A 17408-nucleotide genomic window follows, 5' to 3' on the forward strand; every position below is an offset into this window, starting at 1 on the left:
TACCCCTGTGGATTGGACGGAGTGACGTTGCAACGGCAAACCGCGACGTCGACGCGCTCAGTTCGTATTGCGATCCTGGTGGCTCGACACGAACTTGCGGAAGCGGTCCGATTTCTGTTCGCCGAACACTTCGTCGGGCGTGCCGTCCAGATCGACCTGACCTTGATGCAGGAACATCACACGATTCGACACGTGCCGAGCGAAGCCCATCTCGTGCGTGACGACGAGCATCGTGCGGCCCTCGTCGGCGAGCGCGCGCATTACGCGCAGCACTTCGCCGACGAGTTCGGGGTCGAGCGCCGAAGTCGGTTCGTCGAACAGCATCACGCGCGGATGCATCGCGAGCGCACGCGCAATCGCAACGCGCTGCTGCTGGCCGCCGGACAGATGCGCCGGATAATGGCTGCGCTTGTCCGCGAGTCCGACCTTCGCGAGCAGCGCCTCGGCCTCCTCCACCGCTTCCGCGCGGCTGCGCTTCTGCACACGCATCGGCCCTTCGATCACGTTATCGAGCACGTTCATGTGCGACCACAGGTTGAAATTCTGGAACACCATGCCGAGTTGCGAGCGCACGCGATCGACCTGGCGGCGGTCACCCGGCAGCAGCTTGCCGTCGCGCTTGCGCTTCATCTTCAGCTCCTCGCCCGCGAGCGACACCGAACCGTCGTCGGGGATCTCGAGCAGGTTCAGGCAGCGCAGGAACGTGCTTTTCCCGGAACCGCTCGCGCCGAGAATCGAAATGACATCGCCTTCGTGCGCGTCGAGCGAAATACCCTTCAGCACGTGGTGATCGCCGAACGACTTATGAATATTCCTGGCGGACAGGGCAACAGCGGGTACGGAATTCATGCGTTTCTCCGGGAGAATTGGCGTGTCACGTGTCACGACGCGGTGCGTTGGGTTTCGAGCGGCGCAACGACACGCGATGCGGACGGCGGACGCTCGCGCAAGTGGCGGGACAGCCGCGTCTCGACGAGACCAATGATCCGCACGACGAGGAAGTTCAGGAACAGATAGATCAGCGCGGCACAGACGAACACCTCTGTCGTCCGGTAGGTCTGCTGAATGATCTGCTGCGCGACGCCCGTCACTTCCCATACGGTCACGAGGCTCGCGAGCGCGGTCGACTTCACCAGCAGCACCGCCTCGGTCGAGTACGCGGGCAAGCACTGGCGCAGTGCAATCGGTCCGATTACGCGGCGCAGCAGCGAGAAGCCGGACAGTCCAATCGCGTAGCCGGCCTCGATCTGGCCGATCGGCACCGCGATCAGCCCGCCGCGAATGATCTCGGCCGTGTAGCCCGCGGTACAGAGCGCGAGCGACAGCACCGCGCACACGTACGGCTCCCGCAGCACCGGCCACAGGAAGCTCTCGCGAATGACGCCGAATTCGCCGAGCCCGTAGTAGACGAGGAACATCTGGATGAGCAGCGGCGAGCCGCGAAATACGAGGATGTAGGCACGCGCGAACCGGTTCGGCAGCCAGTGCGGCGACACGCGCATCGTGACGATCACGAGCGACAGCAGGCCTCCCAGCACCAGCGACGCGAAGAAGAGGCCCAGCGTAACGGGCACCGCGGCGATCAGTTGCCGCATTGTGTCGAGTAGGAACGGGAAATCGATAGCCATGATGGAGCCCCCGTAGCGTCAGTTGCGAGCGAAGTTGCGCTTGAATGAGCGGCCGACGCGCGCTTCAGCGCGGCCGAACACGCGGTTCGACATGCCGGTTATCAGCAGATAGATAACACCGCCCGCGACGAAGAACAGGAAATACTGGTGCGTCGAGCCCGCTGCAACCTGCGTTGCGCGCAGCAGCTCGGCGAGCCCTGTCACGGAGACCAGCGCCGAATCTTTCAGGCTGAGCTGCCAGACGTTGCCGAGCCCAGGCAGCGCGAAACGCAGCACCTGCGGAATGAGAATCCGGCGTGCCATCGTGAGCGACGGCATGCCGATCGCTCGCGCGGCCTCGAGCTCGCCGCGCGATACCGCGAGCACCGCCGCGCGATAGACCTCGGCCTGGTACGCGCCCGAGATCATCCCGACCGCCACCGCGCCGACCGCGAACGGCGGCACGCCGACAAAGCCGTCTGCGCCGAACGATTGCCCGACCGTCGTGACGAGCGACGAGCCGCCGAAGTAGAACAGATAGATCACGAGTAGTTCGGGTACGCCGCGAAACACGGTCGTATATGCATCGCCGAGCACGCGCAGCGTGCGTAGACGTGACAGCTTCATCGCGGCAACGACTCCGCCGAAGAGCGCGCCGATCACGAGCGCGGCGAGCGTCAGCACAAGGGTCATCCATGCACCGAGCAGGAGCACGCTTCCCCACCCCTCGGAGCCGAAGCCGAACATTTCGAACACAGTCATGGAGATCGCTCCAGGCAAAACCGCAAACCGGAAATCACGTTGCGCCGCGCGCCGCCGATGGCCTGTCCGGCGCGCGGCGAGACGATGCGCTTATGGCATCACATCGGTTTTGAACCACTTCAGCGCGAGTTTCTTGATCGTGCCGTCGGCCTGCGCGGCGACGATCGCTGCGTCGAACTTCGCTTTCAGATCGGTATCCGTCTTGCGGAAGGCGAGCCCTTCGCCCGGCCCCCAGATCGGCCCGGCGATCGTCGGGCCCGCGATAATGACGGGCGACTTGCTGGCGTTCGCCGTGAAGTAGGTGATGTCGTCGAACGAAGCGTCGATGCGGCCGTTCGTGAGATCGAGGTCGCGCTCCGGCGCACTCTTGTATACGCGGATCGATGCGACGTCCTTGAAGTTGTTGTTCACGAACGCCGTGTAGATCGTGCCCGACTGCAGGCCGATCGTCTTGCCCTTCAATGCCTTGCGAAGCGCCTCGATCGCGGGCTGGTTGCTGCGCGCGTCGTTATCGAGCTTGACCGTGTCGTTGCCGCTCGCCTTCGGCAGGATCTTGGTGTCGGCAACCGAGAATGTTGCCGGGGTCGCCGCGTAGGGCTTCGACAGTGCGAGAATCTTTTCGCGATCCGGCGTGATCGAAATCGCATCCATCAGGACGTCGAACTTTCCGGCCTGCAGACCCGGAATCATGCCATCCCAGTCCTGCGTGACCAGGTTGCACTTGATCTGCGCTCGCGCGCAGAGGTTCTCGACCAGCTCGGGCTCGAAGCCGCTGAGCTTGCCGCCTGGCAGCGTCAGATTCCATGGTGCATAGCTGCCGTCGAGTGCGATCGTCACGCTCTTCCATTCCTTCGCCTGCACAGAACCTGCGGCCATTGCGGAACCCAGCACCACGCCGATCAACCATGTTGCGACGCCTTTGCGCTTACTCTTCATTTCGACATTCCTCATCGGTTCGGAACTTCAAGCCATACCGTTATTGGCAATCGATCTTGTATAGACAAGAATGCAGGAACAGAAACTCAGAGGCAAGAAGTTTTCAGAAAAGAATCGATGAATCCGGGAATACCCTCGGCCACTACTAGCGTATTTGTACAAATATCGGGATTTACACCGTGCGCAAGTGGGTGAAGCCGGGAATAGGATGGTCACCTGGAAAGGATAGGTCACCTAGTCAAGTACGCTGGTAATTTGCATTGTCCGATCTGTCATGCGTGGTGATGTTGCCCAGCGCCGCAATCTTCCGTGCTTACATTTCATACCGTTGCGCTGCGCCAGTCATCGACATGGACTCGATGAAGGAACGTTTCTTTTCAACGGAAGTTCTCCCCGTCTACCTGCATGGCATAAAGAACCGCTTATACCGATAGCGCGTGTTCCTGAGGCGCCATCTAGATAACCGGAACATTGCGACCCGGTTACGATTTCGTCATTAATGCCTCGATGATCGCCGTGATGTTCCGCCGGAAAGTGTTGCTACTGCTCGCTTCCGACGCGTCCATAGCGTTGATTGATTGCCGTGTTCGGCAAAAGCGATTTCACTTCCCGCCCCTCTCTCAATAGATTGAGGACCCTACATGTTCGTCCCGGGAAGAAAGAAAAATGTCGACCATTGCCTTGTTCCGTGAATGCAGCGAGCTGATCAGTTCGTCCCCCATCGATTCGTTTCGGTGCCGAACGCTTTCGCCCCTGCGGCGCATCTTGCGATTTGTGCTGGGTTTCGGTTTAGCCGCCTCCCTCGGGACCTTCGGTGTGCCCGGTCACGCGCAAAACCTGAGCATCGGCAACCAGCAACCGGCCACCACTCACGGACCGTCGATCGCCACGTGCGAAGGTTGTCATGGCGCCTTAGGTGCGGGCAGCGAAACGGGCGCACCGCGGCTCGCAGGACAGAATCCGGATTATCTTGCGCATGCGCTGTCGATGTTCAAGGCAGGCACTCGCATCAGTCCGCCGATGCAAGCCGTTGCCCAGAACCTCTCCGAAAGCGACATGCGCACGCTGTCAGCCTTCTTCGCCAGTCAGCACCCGCCACTGCCTGCCGCGTCGACGCCGCCTTCGCCAGCGCTCGTGGCGGCAGGCAGACAACTGGCGGAAACCGGAAGTAGTCCGAACGTGCTTGCGTGCTTCAGTTGCCATGCCGCTGGCGGCAAGGGAAACGGCGCGCGTTTCCCGAGCATCGCGGGCGAACCTGTCGCTTTCACGGTCGCGCGATTGCACGAGTTCCAGGCGCGTGCGAAAACGTCAACGCCCAAACCCGGAAGCATGACGGCGGTCGCGGCTTCGCTCACGCAAAGTCAGATCGAGCAGGTTGCTGCTTATCTTTCGGTAACGGCGCCGTAGGTGTTTCGAAGTCGTTACCTGATCGATTCGATATGAAGGACTGGCGAGGGATAGCGCCTCGCTCGCGGCCGCGCTTCAGCTATTTAGCGAAGAATGTGCGAATGAGGTCCACACGCACGTGAATTCGCTGGTTGTGGTCAATGGGTTGGAACAGTCGATTAAAACCGATGGGGACACCGCGCACGGTCCCTGGTCGTTCATCGCACTGTCCGGCGTTCATCACTAGCATCGTGGTGGCTGCGTTCATGCACTGAACCGGATTCCCGCCGCGCGGATGTGTGCGGCGTCGTTCGTGCATCGGCTCGCTTGAACCGCGCAACAGAACCGCCATTGTGTGCGCGGGTTTTTTCTGTTTCATTAAAGGTAGCGGAGATTTTGGGCCGTCGCCCATGTACGGACAACCTGTCGCACGGTATTTATTCTGATCGCCGCCGATCCGGGCAGCGACTTCAGATAGATCGTCGACACACCTATGTCCCTGTCCGTATTTGAGATGTGCTCCGTGGAACCGTGCTGTCAGAGACCACTGGGCGCCCGTTATGTCATCTGCGATGAGCAGCACTACAAGGCGTGCCTGAGAAAGGCCGCCGACCTCGGGAAGGCGAAAGCCGATACGCAGGAATTTCTCGGTATTGCCGGACTGAACCGTCGCGAGTGGGAGAAGGACGGGAATCTGGTCAGGAGTATCCAGAAGCGTGGCTGGCTGTGGTTGCATGGTGTTCGGGACCGCAACCCCGACACCGATGGCTGGTGGGTTATCAATGCGCTTCTCTCCGAGGTGCGCAGGGGGTCCCTGCTTGCCATCAAAGGCCCTCGTGCTGACCTGTTTCCGCGACCCCACAGCACGCCGTTGAGGACTCTCCCGGCGACCGCCGTCTATCTCCCGAACGGCAAACCCACGCTGTCCGGCCGGTATGATCCGGGCACCGGGCAAAGCCGGTTGATTGCCGCTCGCGCGGCCATGTCTGGCGGTAGCAGCGGTGGCGGCCTGACCGATGATGGGGGCACCTCAACGCCTCTCGGCAATGCCCAGCCGTTCGACTATCAGCCAGACATGCCGGAAAGCGACGCCGAGGAACTAGCAGCGAGCACAAGGAATCCGGACCAGGCTGCGCGAATGCTTGGTTACGACCGCAAAACCTTCGGCGATATGATTCATTCGATGAAGTATTTCTACAAGTTGCGTGGCGACGATAACGTTATTTGGCATGACAATGGGAACGTCGAGTTCAATGGGGAAACTCTCGACAACATGCACAGTTGGGCACCCTGAAGGAACGAAATGAAATCTGCTTATCAACGTGCGCACGCGTCCTTCTCTATCTACCAGGACACAGAGCCACCGGAATTCTGGACGAATTATTTCAATGTGCAACCAGATACAGCCATAGTCAAAGGCAAGCCATTTGTTACGCCATCGGGCCGAATAAGTAGCGGGCCCGCGCGCGTTGGATTGTGGGGAATTGGAAGCAAAGAGCACGTCCGCAGTGATCTTTTGGAACCTCATCTTCGCTATCTGGTCGAGCGCCTGGGACTACCCAGATCCGAACTGCCCGAATTGCTAAAGCGCACTGGCGCGCACATGCGTTTCTTCTGCTATTGGGACAACGAAGCCGGGGACCGCGTGCCCGACGTGCCAGACGATATCCGCGCCATGATAGAAACAATGGGCGGCACAATCGAGATTGACGAGTATCGGTAGTCTGCCATTCGCACGCCTATCAACAAAAAGCCGACCCTCGCGAGTCGGCTTTTTTGTGCCCGTCTTTCAGCGCTGTCTGTTCGTGCTGCGATGTGCCTCGCCGAGGATTGTTTTCCGTTCGATTCGGGCGAGGCAAAGCGTGCGAGGAGCTACGGCGCCAGGATATATGAGGTCCATTCATAGCCCCATCCCGAGCCACAATCTGGGCGAATGAGCCGCCCGCCGCTTTCCGCAGGGAAGCGGCCTGCGGCGGCAACCTCCGGTTCCGCACATATAACCCCGAACCGGCCTCGCGCGAGCCGGCGCCTGGCCAATCGCCTACCCCCTTTCTCCGGCGAGACGCGCGAGCGACGCGACAATGCCCGCGCCGTACGCCGGATCAGCCTTCGTACAGTTATCGATGTGACGTTGCTGGATGTCCTTCGACACACCGGCAATCTGTCGCGCGGTGTTGTCGAACAGCGTCTGCCGTTGCGTCGCGTTCATCTTCCGGAACAGATCGCCTGGCTGCTGATAGTGATCGTCGTCGACGCGATGGTCCCAGTGCGCCGCTGCACCATCGAGTTCGAGCGGCGGCTCGTTGAGCTGCGGCTGATCGGTCCAGACACCCTTGCTGTTCGGCCAGTACGACGGCGTGCCGCCGAGATTGCCATCGGCGCGCATCGCACCGTCGCGGTGGTAGCTGTGAAACGGGCACTTCGGCGCGTTCACGGGAATATGGTTAAAGTTCACGCCGAGCCGATAGCGCTGCGCATCGCCGTAAGAAAACAGCCGCGCTTGCAGCATCTTGTCCGGCGAGTATCCGATGCCTGGGACGATGTTTGCCGGCGTGAACGCGGCCTGCTCCGTCTCGGCGAAGAAATTGTCCGGATTGCGGTTGAGCTCGAAATAGCCGACCTCGATCAACGGGAACTCGGCTTTCGGCCAGACCTTGGTCAGATCAAACGGATTGAACCGGAACGCCTTGGCTTGCGCGTCCGACATCACCTGAATGAACAACGTCCAGCGCGGAAAATCGCCGCGCTCGATGCTCTCGAAGAGATCGCGCTGATGCGTCTCGCGGTCCTTGGCGACACGCGCCTCGGCCTCGGCGTCGCTCAGATTCTCGATGCCTTGCTGCGTGCGGAAATGGAACTTCACCCAGGTCCGTTCGTTCGCCGCATTGAGCATGCTGAACGTGTGGCTGCCGAAGCCGTGCATATGACGGAACGATCGCGGAATGCCACGATCGCTCATCACGATCGTCACCTGATGCAGCGCTTCGGGCAGCAGCGACCAGAAATCCCAGTTACTCTCCGCGCTACGCATCCCCGTGCGCGGGTCGCGCTTGATCGCGTGGTTCAGGTCGGGGAAACGCAGTGGATCGCGGAAAAAGAAGACCGGTGTATTGTTTCCGACCAGATCCCAGTTCCCTTCCTCGGTATAGAACTTCAGCGCGAATCCGCGGATGTCGCGCTCCGCATCCGCCGCGCCTCGCTCGCCGGCGACCGTCGAGAAGCGCGCGAACATCGGGGTCTGCTTGCCGACTGCCGAGAAGATCTTCGCCTTCGTGTAACGCGTGATGTCGTGTGTCACGGTAAACGTGCCGTGCGCGCCGGCGCCCTTCGCGTGCATGCGCCGCTCCGGGATGACTTCGCGGTCGAAATGCGCGAGCTTCTCGATCAGCCAGACGTCCTGCAAAAGCGCGGGCCCGCGTGGACCGGCGGTCTGGATATTGACGTTATCGCTGACCGGCGCGCCGTTTGCGTGGGTCAGTTTGTGATCAGTCGACTTTTCACTCATGATAGTTCTCCTGAATACTATTGATAGTACGGAACACGTTGTGCGCACGATCCCCGGCTCAGGCCGCGAACCGTGCGATGCCCGGTCGTATTAGCCGGCCCATGCGGAGGAGCGGATCACGCTGCAGAAATTGCCGGCGTGGAAATGCGGGTTCTTGTCGGCGATCACGTCGGCCTTCACGTTGCCAAACGTCGTGTCCGGCTTGTGCTTGATCCCGTCGTAGAACGTCTGGATGATGTCTTCCTTGAAATGCGGCGTACGCGGATGCGCGCGAACGACGGCCTCGCGTTCGATATCGCTATATTCCGGATACGTGAGGCCCAGCACGTCCATCTCGACACCCGCCGTGACGAGCGCGATCACGGGATGCATGTGCTGCGGAATCCCTGGCGTGGTGTGCAACGCAATCGAGGTCCACACGACGTCGATGTCCTGCTGGGAAATGCCCTTGCTCTTCAGGAAATCGCGGGCGGCATTGGCGCCGTCCACCTCGAAGCGCTCACACGCGCTGCTGTGCTTGTGTGTGAGCCCCATGTCGTGGAACATGCAGCCGCAGTACAGCAGTTCGGGATCGTACTTGAGGCCGCGGCGCTGGCCGGCCAGCGCACCGAAGTAGTAGACGCGGCTTGAGTGATTGAACAACAGTTCGGACTCGGTATCACGAACCAGCTCCGTGATCTCGCGAGTCAGTTGGCTATCGGGAATGGTGATACCGGCAACGTTCACAGTCATGGTCAACCTCCATAGAAAACACCCTAGATTCTCCGGAATCCAATAGATGGTCTCAATAGGAGTATCACGTCAAATCCTGCCATTTTGCGTGACGAGCAGCCATGGCGTGAATTCGCCTGCTTGAGGATCCCAATGGGTCGATAGTCGTCGCCAGATCTGACGCCTATACTGCACGTACCATGCCGACTACAACAAGGAAGCACTCCCGACCATGCCGAAAGTTGTTGGAATTTTTGCCTTGCCTGGCGTTCAGTTGCTTGATGTTTCCGCACCTCTCGATGTGTTCGCACAAGCGAACGTCGAATCCGGCAAGCCGTTCTATACACTACGCATCATTGCCTGCGAGTCAGGTCCGGTTCGCAGCTCTTCGGGTGCGCAACTGCTGGCAGACTGGATCATTCCGGATATCCCCGGGCGTATCGACACACTGCTGGTCGCCGGTGCGCCGGGCGCCAGTCAGATGGTGCTTCCTGCCCGGGTCATGGAGTGGCTGCGAGCGGCCGCCGTGCAGAGCAGACGATATGGTTCGATCTGCACGGGGGCTTTCATATTGGCGGCAACCGGTCTTCTGAAAGGGCGCCGCCTGACAACGCATTGGGCTGCGACCGAGGCGCTGAGCGAGGCGTATCCGTCGCTCATTGTCGATGCGGACGCACTCTACGTTCGGGACGGCAAGCTGCGCACGGGCGCCGGTGTCACGGCCGGCCTCGATCTGGCATTGGCCCTGGTCGAGGAAGACCTGGGTCAGGAGGTTGCACGACGGGTTGCAGCTCAACTCGTGATGTTCTTCAAGCGGCCTGGCGGACAACTCCAGTTCAGTCGCAAAGGCGAGATACGCCCGGTCGGTCGATCGGTTTTGCAGGAGGTTCAGCGATGGATCGCGGCCAACCCGGGACTCGACCACTCCGTGGCGGAGATGGCAAAACATACGGGGATGAGTCCTCGGCATTTCGCTCGCCTGTTCCGCACGGAGGTGGGCATGACGCCCGCGGCATGGGTCGAGGAAACACGCATATCCGCTGCTCGCAAGCTGCTCGAAGAAGGTCACGATACGCCGAAACAGGTCGCCGCAAAATGCGGTTTTTCCAATGTCGATACGTTGCGGCGGACGTTTGCCAAACATGTGGGAATAACGCCCGCCGAGTATCGGAAGCGGCAAGCTGTTTGGTCTGAATGAGCCGGATGCGGTGGCGGTGCAGGTGTGTGTCCTCGCGGGGGATCGGCAAGCCACGCACACCGTCCCGGTTATCTCGTGCAAAAGGCCGCTCGTTGGCGGCAACAGAACCAGCGGCATTGGTCTCGCTGAATGTTCGAAGCAAATCGAGCGCAGAGGCCCACAAAAAGGGCGAAGGGTTTGCTGGCCACCTGACGCTCGATGAAAACACTACCGAACACCAGGTGAGCATTCCCCTCGAAGTCGAGAAAGCCTGCTCCCTGCTCACGGCACAAGGCTTGCACTTCCGGCGACAGGTACGGTGCGATGAAAACAGGGGTCGCCTCCCCCTTACGGCGGACCAGTTCGTCTCGAAGCTGCAGCAAGGCCAACAGTGCATGGCGCGGTTGACCACTGGACTTCACCTCGCAAACCAGCGTGTAGCTTTTGCCCATGACTTCGGCCTGCGCGACGATGTCGACGGCGGCGTTCGACCTCTGGGGCCGAACGTCCAGATGCTCGATCACAGGCACCTGCTCAAGGAGCTGGCGCAGGGTCTCAATCGCTTGGCGCTGCATTTTCGGTGAATCATTAGATTTCAGCACATGCTGAAGGTAGCCAGGAGAACTCGCCCGGGTCGGTCATTTGACCGATGGTGTTGCACGACCCCGGATGCGATTCTTGTCCGGGGCTAAAGCACGAGCATCCAAACGATGACCGTGCAACGTGACAGTCTTTCACGAGCCAGGATTCGAGTTAAGTCTGCGAGGAGAGGCGCGATGCACAGTTGTTTTCGCTCGCCGCTGACAGCCGCAGAACACGCTTTGAACTTTCAATACCGTCGAGAGTGAGGTCGCCTTGACTCATGCAACGATACATCCCGTATGGGTCCGCATCATCCACTGGATCAATGCAGCCGCTGTCATAGTCATGTGCCTGAGTGGCTGGCAAGTGTATGACGCGTCGCCCATCTTCAAGGCTATCTGGTTTCCAGGTTCCATCACACTGGGTGGCTGGCTAGGCGGTGCCCTGCTCTGGCATTTCACGGTCATGTGGATACTGGTCGCAAACTTTATCGCCTACCTGGTCCTGAGCGCTTTGACGGGGCGCCTACGCAAAAAATTCTTTCCCATCGGCATTCGCGCGATTGCCGCCGACCTGGTTGCCGCGTTGCGCGGCAAGCTCAGTCATGGCGACCTCGGCCAATACAACGCAGTACAGAAGTTGGCGTATCTCGTCGTGATCTCGGACATCGTGCTCGTGGTGTTGTCAGGCCTGGCTCTCTGGAAGCCGGTTCAATTGCCGATCTTGCGAACGTTGATGGGAGGTTTCGACAACGCACGCATCGTCCACTTCGTCGCGATGGGCGTGCTCGTCGGCTTCTTCCTGATACATGTCGTGATGGTTGCGCTGGTGCCGCGATCTTTGCTCACCATGATCCGAGGCCGCTAATCGTGACTTCACGAAAATCCGCACGGCCGCTCGACGCTGCATCGATCATCAAGGATGCAGAAAAGGAACTGCAATCGTCCGCACGCCGCCTGTTTGGCAAACGAATTCTTACCTTGGGCGGACTGGCGCTACTGTCGGGCTGCGATTTGACCAACGAAAAATCGGTCAACGCCATGCTGCGCAGAATGTCTTCATTCAACGATAGCGCTCAAGCCCTGCTGTTCGATCCGCACAAACTGGCGCCTGTCTATCCGGAATCGATGATCACGCGACCCTTTCCGTTCAATGCCTTTTATGACATTGACGAGGTACCCGACGTCGACGCACGCACATATCGCCTCGAACTCAGTGGTCTCGTCAAAGGCAAGCGTATCTGGACGCTCGACGAACTGCATGCGTTGCCGCAGCAGAGTCAGGTTACACGGCACATTTGCATTGAAGGCTGGAGCGCAATCGGCAAGTGGGGTGGCGTGCGATTCTCCGACTTTCTCTTGCGGGCCAGCGCCGATACAACTGCAAAATACGTCGCACTGCACTGCGCCGACAACTACTGGACCAGCATCGACATGCCGACGGCGTTGCATCCGCAGACGCTGCTCACGCTGACCTATGACGGCAACATCCTGCCCGCGAAGTACGGCTTCCCCATGAAGCTTCGCATGCCCACGAAGCTCGGCTACAAAAACCCGAAGCACATCGTCGCCATCACCGTAACCAACGAATTCCCCGGTGGCTATTGGGAAAATCAGGGCTACAACTGGTTCGGCGGATCCTGAACCACGCGCCGCAAATATCTTCTCACCTCAACACATCTCACGGAGCAACTATGTCCATCCGCTTCAAACTCGCTGCTTCCTTTGTCGCGCTGACGCTCGCCGGCACAGCGTTCGCTCAATCCTCAACCGACAAGCCCGAACGAATCCGTGGCGAGATCGTGTCGTTCACTGGCAGCACCCTCAAAGTACATCGGCGCAGTGGCGACACTGTGACGATCGAAATGCAGGATTCCTCGGGTGTCAATGCCGTAAAGGCGATCCAGCTTTCCGATATCAAGCCGGGCTCTTATGTCGGCGCGGCCGCAATGCCCGGCCCCGATGGCAAGCTGACCGCCAGGGAAGTTCTGGTCTTCCCGGAAGCCGCTCGCGGTACGGGCGAAGGCCACTACGGATGGGATCTCGGCGCGAACAGCACGATGACGAATGCCAACGTGGATACGGTGGTGCAAGGCACGAGCGGCCGCGATCTCAAACTTTCATACAAGGGCGGCAGCAACACCATCACCGTGCCGCCCAACGTTCCGGTCGTGACGCTTATTCCAGCGACCCGCTCTGAGTTGACGACGGGCAAGAAGGTGTTTGTCGTGGCAACTCCAATGGCAGCCGGCACTTATGGCGGCAAGTTCGTCGTTGTCGAAAAGGACGGCGTCGCGCCGCCGATGTAAACCGGCAAGGAGTGGGGTGTGCTTTCCCCTGACACGGCTGCGCGATCTGTGGCCTGGTCGCAAATCCGATCCCGTCGGGCACACTGGCCTGCAGCCGAGTTACCGGATCCCTCGCGCATTCCTGCGGCAGATAAAGCTGATTACAGGGGCAAGTCGAGTAATGCCGTATGGCATCGGTCATTCGACCGATGCCATACAGCAGGGGTCGATGTCATTCTATCGCTTGGCTCATGTTGCATCTTGCAAACGAAGTATCCGTTTCCATTTCAGGATTTCACCATCGCGTCAATTACTTCCACAATTGTCGGACCGATATTCGGCCCATTGGCAACAAACACACGTGAGCCCCTCTGCGGGCGCGATCGAGCATCTAACGGGAAGGGTTTCGAATGGTTGAGCGTAACGTCAAATCGAGTAGCGTCCACGAAGAGCAATGGCTTAGATCATATTATTTTGTTCGGGCGGCATTCTCCGCCATCTGGGTCGCATTAGCATTTTCCATCGGTAAGCAAGGTACGGCTAGCGTCGCGGTTCTACTTGTCATTTATCCCGCCTGGGATGCTCTGGCCAATTTCATCGACATGTCGCGCAGCGGTGGAACCGATAAGAACCGAACACAGGCCATCAACATTGCTGTCAGTGCCGTTACAACGGTCGCAGTGCTCCTGGCATTGAGCATCGGGATGCCTGCGGTACTCGTAATCTTTGGCGTTTGGGCGATCCTCTCCGGGCTACTTCAACTCGCTACCGCGGTCCGCCGCTGGAAGGACCTTGGGGCGCAGTGGGCAATGATTCTAAGCGGGGCGCAATCCGCGCTCGCGGGAGCATTCTTCATTATCCAAAGCGGCGCATCAACGCCTCCTGCCATTTTCAAAATTGCGGGCTACGCAGCCGTTGGGGCGGTTTACTTCCTGATATCCGCTGTGTGGCTACATGTGAGGCATGCGCGAAGTAACGCTGCTTGAGGGCTTGCGAAAAACGTAACGGGTGCGGCGAGAGACTCGCTCGAGAAACGCAGTTATACGTCACAAGCCGGGCTCTGGAGCCGCTCTACGGATTAGCCGTCGAGCGCGCGCTTGCGAGAGTTTGTGTAGAAGCTTGAGGCGCTATTCAACGACCTATCTCCGGTACAGGCACGTTCGACCCGAGTTCCGATATCGTCGGATAGCACTACCGTGCAGCACCCCGTATCGTCGCGTATGATTGTTAGCTCATCCTCGTGACGATTCCATACCCAATCCGATGTTCGACCTTGAGGCCAGCCACGCCACGCTGCGTATATTCGATGCCGTGAGAGCGCTCGCTTTCATCGGCGATCTGAGTATGGGACAACCGACCGACCATTCGTTGCGCACCGGGTGGCTGGCATCGCGGCTCGCGCACGCGGCCGGACTCGAAGCCTCGGCTTGCGACACGGTGCGCGAGGTGTCGCTGCTACGTTGGTCGGGTTGCACGGCAAACGCGGGAGGGTTCGCGAAAATATTCGGCGACGACATCGCGATCCGCACCGCGATGCTGGAGGGCAGGCCCGGCATCGCTGAAACGATCGGCGGAGTCGGCGCCGCGATGATGCCACTTGCGCAAACTCACTGCGAAGTATCCGGCGAAGTCGCGCGCACATTGGGTCTTTCGAAGGCGACCGAAACGGCGCTGCGTCACATTTTCGAAACGTGGGACGGCAGAGGCCTGCCCGCGCAACTCGCACGCGAGGAGGTGCCGATATCCGTGCTGGTCGTTGCGCTTGCCGGCGATCTGGAGGTGTTCAGCCGCACATATGGCGTCGAACCGGCGCTTGCGCTGATCGAACAACGCTCCGGCGCGCGGTATCCAGCGCACCTCGTCGCGACAGCAACGCGCCACGCAGGGAGCTGGCTGGCGGAACTGGAGCGCACATCGCTGGCTGATTTCGACGTCGCGCTGGCGACATCCGATATGCAACGGATGACGTCGGCGGAATTGATCGCCGACGTCATCGATCTGAAATTGCCGTGGATGACAGGCTTTTCGCGTGCGGTCGCGACGACGGCTGCCGAATGTTACGCCCAGTTCACGTCGGATGACGCAGCACGCGCGCTCGTATATCGGGCTGGATTGATTCATGGCATCGGCAGGGCCGCCGTGCCCAACGATGTGTGGAACCTGGCCATGCCCTTGCCGGCGAGCGCCTGGGAAAAGGTGCGGCTGGTGCCGTACTGGACAGAGCGCGCCGGCAAGCAAACCGGCGCGCTGGGCGAAGCCGCCGTACTTGCGTCGTTTGCGTACGAACGGCAAGACGGCTCGGGGTATTTCCGCGGCGCGCGCGATCCGGCATTGACGTTGGAGGCTCGCGTGCTGGCGGCGTCGGTGGCGTGGGTTGCGTTGCGCTCGACGCGGCCCTGGCGCGCCGCGCTGAGCAACGACGCTGCCGCGCACCTGTTGCAAGGCGAGGCGGCAAATGGCCGGCTATGCCGCGAGGCCGTAGGTGCGCTGGTGGCCGAAGGCATCCCCATCGCCAGGCGCGCGGCAAGGAGCACGCCGCAGGGTCCGCGTCTGTCAGCGAGAGAAATCGACGTCCTGCGCGCGATCTCGCGGGGTGCAAGCAACAAGGAAGCCGCGCAGGAATTGACAATGAGTCCAAGCACGGTGCGCACCCACGTCGAGAACGTGTTTCGCAAGCTCGAGTGTTCGACGCGCGCGGCAGCGACGCTCAAGGCGTCGACGATGGGCTTGATCTAGATGCATGGGCCTTGCATGCCCGAGCCGGAGACCGCATTCGCGTGATCCGGTATGCGCGTCGCTCATTGCACTGCGCGCGCCCTTCCCGGCCTGCCGCAACGAGACAACCCGGCCAGCACAATGTCCGGTACGCCACCCGCCTGGACCGTAAGATAGACGACATCCTCGTTCGTTTCGTTCTTGACGTGGTGAACGGTGCCCGGATCGACGGAGTAATAATCACGCACCTTGGTGCTCTGAACATGGCCGTCGATGTTCAACTCGACGCTCAAGACGCCGCGAACCACGAGAAACCGATCACTGACGTTCGTGTGGTGATGCCATTGCGTCTCACCACCGGGTTGAACTGTCGTTTGCATGATCGCGCAGCCTTCCTCGCGCAATAACGTCTTGTACTGCACCTTGCTGTTGGCAAGCGGAATATCCTTGTCATCCATCTCATTCTCCAATGCGCGGGTAGCGTGTTGCTCGCCGACCGTCGTCGTGGCTCCAAGGGCATCATGGCATTCGACTGATCTCTGCGGCATCGGTCAAATGACCGACCCAACCCGGAAGTCATCACATAGGGGTACTGAACTGCAATACAAGCCGATGTTTCTCGCTGGTGCCATCAATGAGATGACACGAAGGGCGACGACAAACTGGCCTCAGGCACGGCAAAATGCTGCTGCATACGCACGATCTCCTCCGACGGAGTACCGCCGAATAGCCGCTTGAATTCACGGCTGAACTGCGAAGGACTTTCGTAGCCGACCAGCGCGCTCGCTGCGGCCGCGGTCATGCCCTGCCTCGCCATGAGAAGACGCGCCTGATGCAGTCGTGTCGACTTGATGTATTGCAACGGCGAAGTATTGGTCGTGGCCTTGAAGTGCGCATGAAAGGAAGGTACGCTCATTTTTGCTTCAGCAGCAAGATCCTCAACCGACAAGGCCTCCGCATAGCTCAAATGAATCTTTCTGAGCGCCTTCGAGATGCGGCCAAAGTTGCCATGCCGGTTAAGGGCGGCACGCATCGAGCCGCCCTGCTCGCCCACAAAGACGCGGAAATAAATCTCCCGGACCAACGCCGGACCGAGTACCGCAGCCTCGAGAGGATTACGCATGGCACGCAGGAATCGCAGCACGGACTCGCCGAGCGCGAGATCGAGCGGTGTGGTGGCCATGCCGCGAGGCTCGGTCGCGACCAGGCCGTCACGCTCGTCGATCTGCGTGAGAACGTCGGCGGCAAGACTCATATCGAGTCTCAAATATATTGCGAGTAATGGTTCTTCGTGAGTCGCATCGGTCTCCATTGAAAACGGCAACGGCAACGCGACGACCAGATAGTGCTGCGCGTCGTAGACGTAGACCTTGCCGCCGAGGTAACCACGCTTTCTGCCCTGACAAACAATCACGATACCCGGCTCATAAAGCACCGGCGTACGCGTAAGCGGCCGGTTCGAGCGCAGGAAGCGGATATCGGCCATCGGAGTCAGGTTGTACCCTTCCTGCGGCGCCAGTTCCAGAAGCAGTTCCACCATGTCGGCGCGCACACGCGCCAGTGCCTGCGTTTCGCTTTCCATTGCAGATCACCCGTTCAGCGTCATTTCTATCGACACGGCCAGTGTGCCACATCGCATTGCGTTATGACGATCGCCTCATAGGATCAGGCAAGGAATGCAGACGATCCTGCGTTCGCGGATCTTCCTGGCGCGCATAGGATTCAGCCATGCCCCGGTAC

18 protein-coding genes are annotated in these 17408 nt (G+C 60.0%); 9 read left to right on the plus strand and 9 right to left on the minus strand.

What is annotated here, in order from left to right; genetic code table 11:
• Window positions 1–57 precede the first annotated feature (57 nt).
• The 4 genes from B9Z01_RS06520 to B9Z01_RS06535 all read right to left on the minus strand — a co-directional run bounded on the left by B9Z01_RS06520 (window position 58) and on the right by B9Z01_RS06535 (window position 3305).
• Entirely contained in the window at window positions 58–849 is a 792-nt protein-coding gene (locus tag B9Z01_RS06520) for an ABC transporter ATP-binding protein (RefSeq protein WP_085481433.1), read from the minus strand.
• 32 nt (window positions 850–881) lie between these two features.
• Window positions 882–1628: an ABC transporter permease gene (locus tag B9Z01_RS06525; protein ID WP_085481434.1), complete on the minus strand. Its 747-nt coding sequence runs from the start codon at window positions 1626–1628 to the stop codon at window positions 882–884.
• Window positions 1629–1646: 18 nt separating this feature from the next.
• A complete protein-coding gene (locus B9Z01_RS06530) occupies window positions 1647–2369 on the minus strand; it encodes an ABC transporter permease (protein WP_085481435.1) in 723 nt (240 codons plus the stop codon).
• A 90-nt stretch (window positions 2370–2459) separates the two neighbouring features.
• Window positions 2460–3305, minus strand: a complete 846-nt coding sequence (locus B9Z01_RS06535) for a transporter substrate-binding domain-containing protein (RefSeq protein WP_085481436.1) — start codon at window positions 3303–3305, stop codon at window positions 2460–2462.
• 816 nt (window positions 3306–4121) lie between these two features.
• Between B9Z01_RS06535 and B9Z01_RS06540 the strand changes: the two genes are divergently transcribed.
• The 3 genes from B9Z01_RS06540 to B9Z01_RS06550 all read left to right on the plus strand — a co-directional run bounded on the left by B9Z01_RS06540 (window position 4122) and on the right by B9Z01_RS06550 (window position 6414).
• Window positions 4122–4712 carry a c-type cytochrome gene (locus B9Z01_RS06540; protein ID WP_244195940.1) on the plus strand — a complete coding sequence of 197 codons (591 nt, stop codon included), beginning with the start codon at window positions 4122–4124 and terminating at the stop codon, window positions 4710–4712.
• Between the two features lie 472 nt (window positions 4713–5184).
• Complete coding sequence (locus B9Z01_RS06545; RefSeq protein WP_085481438.1) at window positions 5185–5985, plus strand: hypothetical protein; 801 nt, start codon at window positions 5185–5187, stop codon at window positions 5983–5985.
• A 9-nt stretch (window positions 5986–5994) separates the two neighbouring features.
• Entirely contained in the window at window positions 5995–6414 is a 420-nt protein-coding gene (locus B9Z01_RS06550) for a DUF4279 domain-containing protein (RefSeq protein WP_085481439.1), read from the plus strand.
• A 318-nt stretch (window positions 6415–6732) separates the two neighbouring features.
• Here B9Z01_RS06550 and B9Z01_RS06555 read toward each other — a convergent pair whose 3' ends face one another.
• Together B9Z01_RS06555 and B9Z01_RS06560 are read right to left on the minus strand one after the other, a co-directional pair.
• Complete coding sequence (locus B9Z01_RS06555; protein WP_085481440.1) at window positions 6733–8196, minus strand: catalase; 1464 nt, start codon at window positions 8194–8196, stop codon at window positions 6733–6735.
• Between the two features lie 90 nt (window positions 8197–8286).
• The gene (locus B9Z01_RS06560) at window positions 8287–8928 is read right to left on the minus strand and encodes an HD domain-containing protein (protein ID WP_085481441.1); all 642 of its coding nucleotides are present in this window, start codon (window positions 8926–8928) and stop codon (window positions 8287–8289) included.
• A gap of 211 nt (window positions 8929–9139) precedes the next feature.
• Between B9Z01_RS06560 and B9Z01_RS06565 the strand changes: the two genes are divergently transcribed.
• Window positions 9140–10105, plus strand: a complete 966-nt coding sequence (locus tag B9Z01_RS06565) for a GlxA family transcriptional regulator (protein WP_085481442.1) — start codon at window positions 9140–9142, stop codon at window positions 10103–10105.
• A gap of 68 nt (window positions 10106–10173) precedes the next feature.
• On the opposite strand, the gene B9Z01_RS06570 is transcribed toward B9Z01_RS06565, so the two are convergent.
• Window positions 10174–10659 (minus strand): hypothetical protein, encoded by a 486-nt coding sequence (locus B9Z01_RS06570; RefSeq protein ID WP_085481443.1) that lies wholly within the window; start codon window positions 10657–10659, stop codon window positions 10174–10176.
• A gap of 280 nt (window positions 10660–10939) precedes the next feature.
• Here B9Z01_RS06570 and B9Z01_RS06575 point away from each other — a divergent pair, with 280 nt between their 5' ends.
• From B9Z01_RS06575 to B9Z01_RS06595, 5 genes are all read left to right on the plus strand, one after another.
• On the plus strand, window positions 10940–11533 hold the full coding sequence (locus B9Z01_RS06575) for a cytochrome b/b6 domain-containing protein (protein WP_085481444.1): 594 nt from the start codon (window positions 10940–10942) through the stop codon (window positions 11531–11533).
• A 2-nt stretch (window positions 11534–11535) separates the two neighbouring features.
• Window positions 11536–12309: a molybdopterin-dependent oxidoreductase gene (locus B9Z01_RS06580; protein ID WP_085481445.1), complete on the plus strand. Its 774-nt coding sequence runs from the start codon at window positions 11536–11538 to the stop codon at window positions 12307–12309.
• Between the two features lie 50 nt (window positions 12310–12359).
• Window positions 12360–12974 (plus strand): hypothetical protein, encoded by a 615-nt coding sequence (locus B9Z01_RS06585; RefSeq protein ID WP_085481446.1) that lies wholly within the window; start codon window positions 12360–12362, stop codon window positions 12972–12974.
• A gap of 389 nt (window positions 12975–13363) precedes the next feature.
• Window positions 13364–13939 (plus strand): DUF308 domain-containing protein, encoded by a 576-nt coding sequence (locus B9Z01_RS06590; protein ID WP_085481447.1) that lies wholly within the window; start codon window positions 13364–13366, stop codon window positions 13937–13939.
• Between the two features lie 277 nt (window positions 13940–14216).
• On the plus strand, window positions 14217–15689 hold the full coding sequence (locus tag B9Z01_RS06595) for an HD domain-containing phosphohydrolase (RefSeq protein ID WP_085481448.1): 1473 nt from the start codon (window positions 14217–14219) through the stop codon (window positions 15687–15689).
• A gap of 62 nt (window positions 15690–15751) precedes the next feature.
• Here the strand turns inward: B9Z01_RS06595 and B9Z01_RS06600 are convergent, their stop codons facing one another.
• Window positions 15752–16126, minus strand: coding sequence for a cupin domain-containing protein (locus tag B9Z01_RS06600; protein WP_085481449.1), 375 nt, complete (start codon window positions 16124–16126; stop codon window positions 15752–15754).
• 173 nt (window positions 16127–16299) lie between these two features.
• Window positions 16300–17250 carry an AraC family transcriptional regulator gene (locus B9Z01_RS06605; RefSeq protein ID WP_085481450.1) on the minus strand — a complete coding sequence of 317 codons (951 nt, stop codon included), beginning with the start codon at window positions 17248–17250 and terminating at the stop codon, window positions 16300–16302.
• Window positions 17251–17408: the final 158 nt, after the last annotated feature.

Origin of the sequence: Paraburkholderia susongensis, assembly GCF_900177725.1 — a bacterium.
Classification (GTDB): domain Bacteria; phylum Pseudomonadota; class Gammaproteobacteria; order Burkholderiales; family Burkholderiaceae; genus Paraburkholderia; species Paraburkholderia susongensis.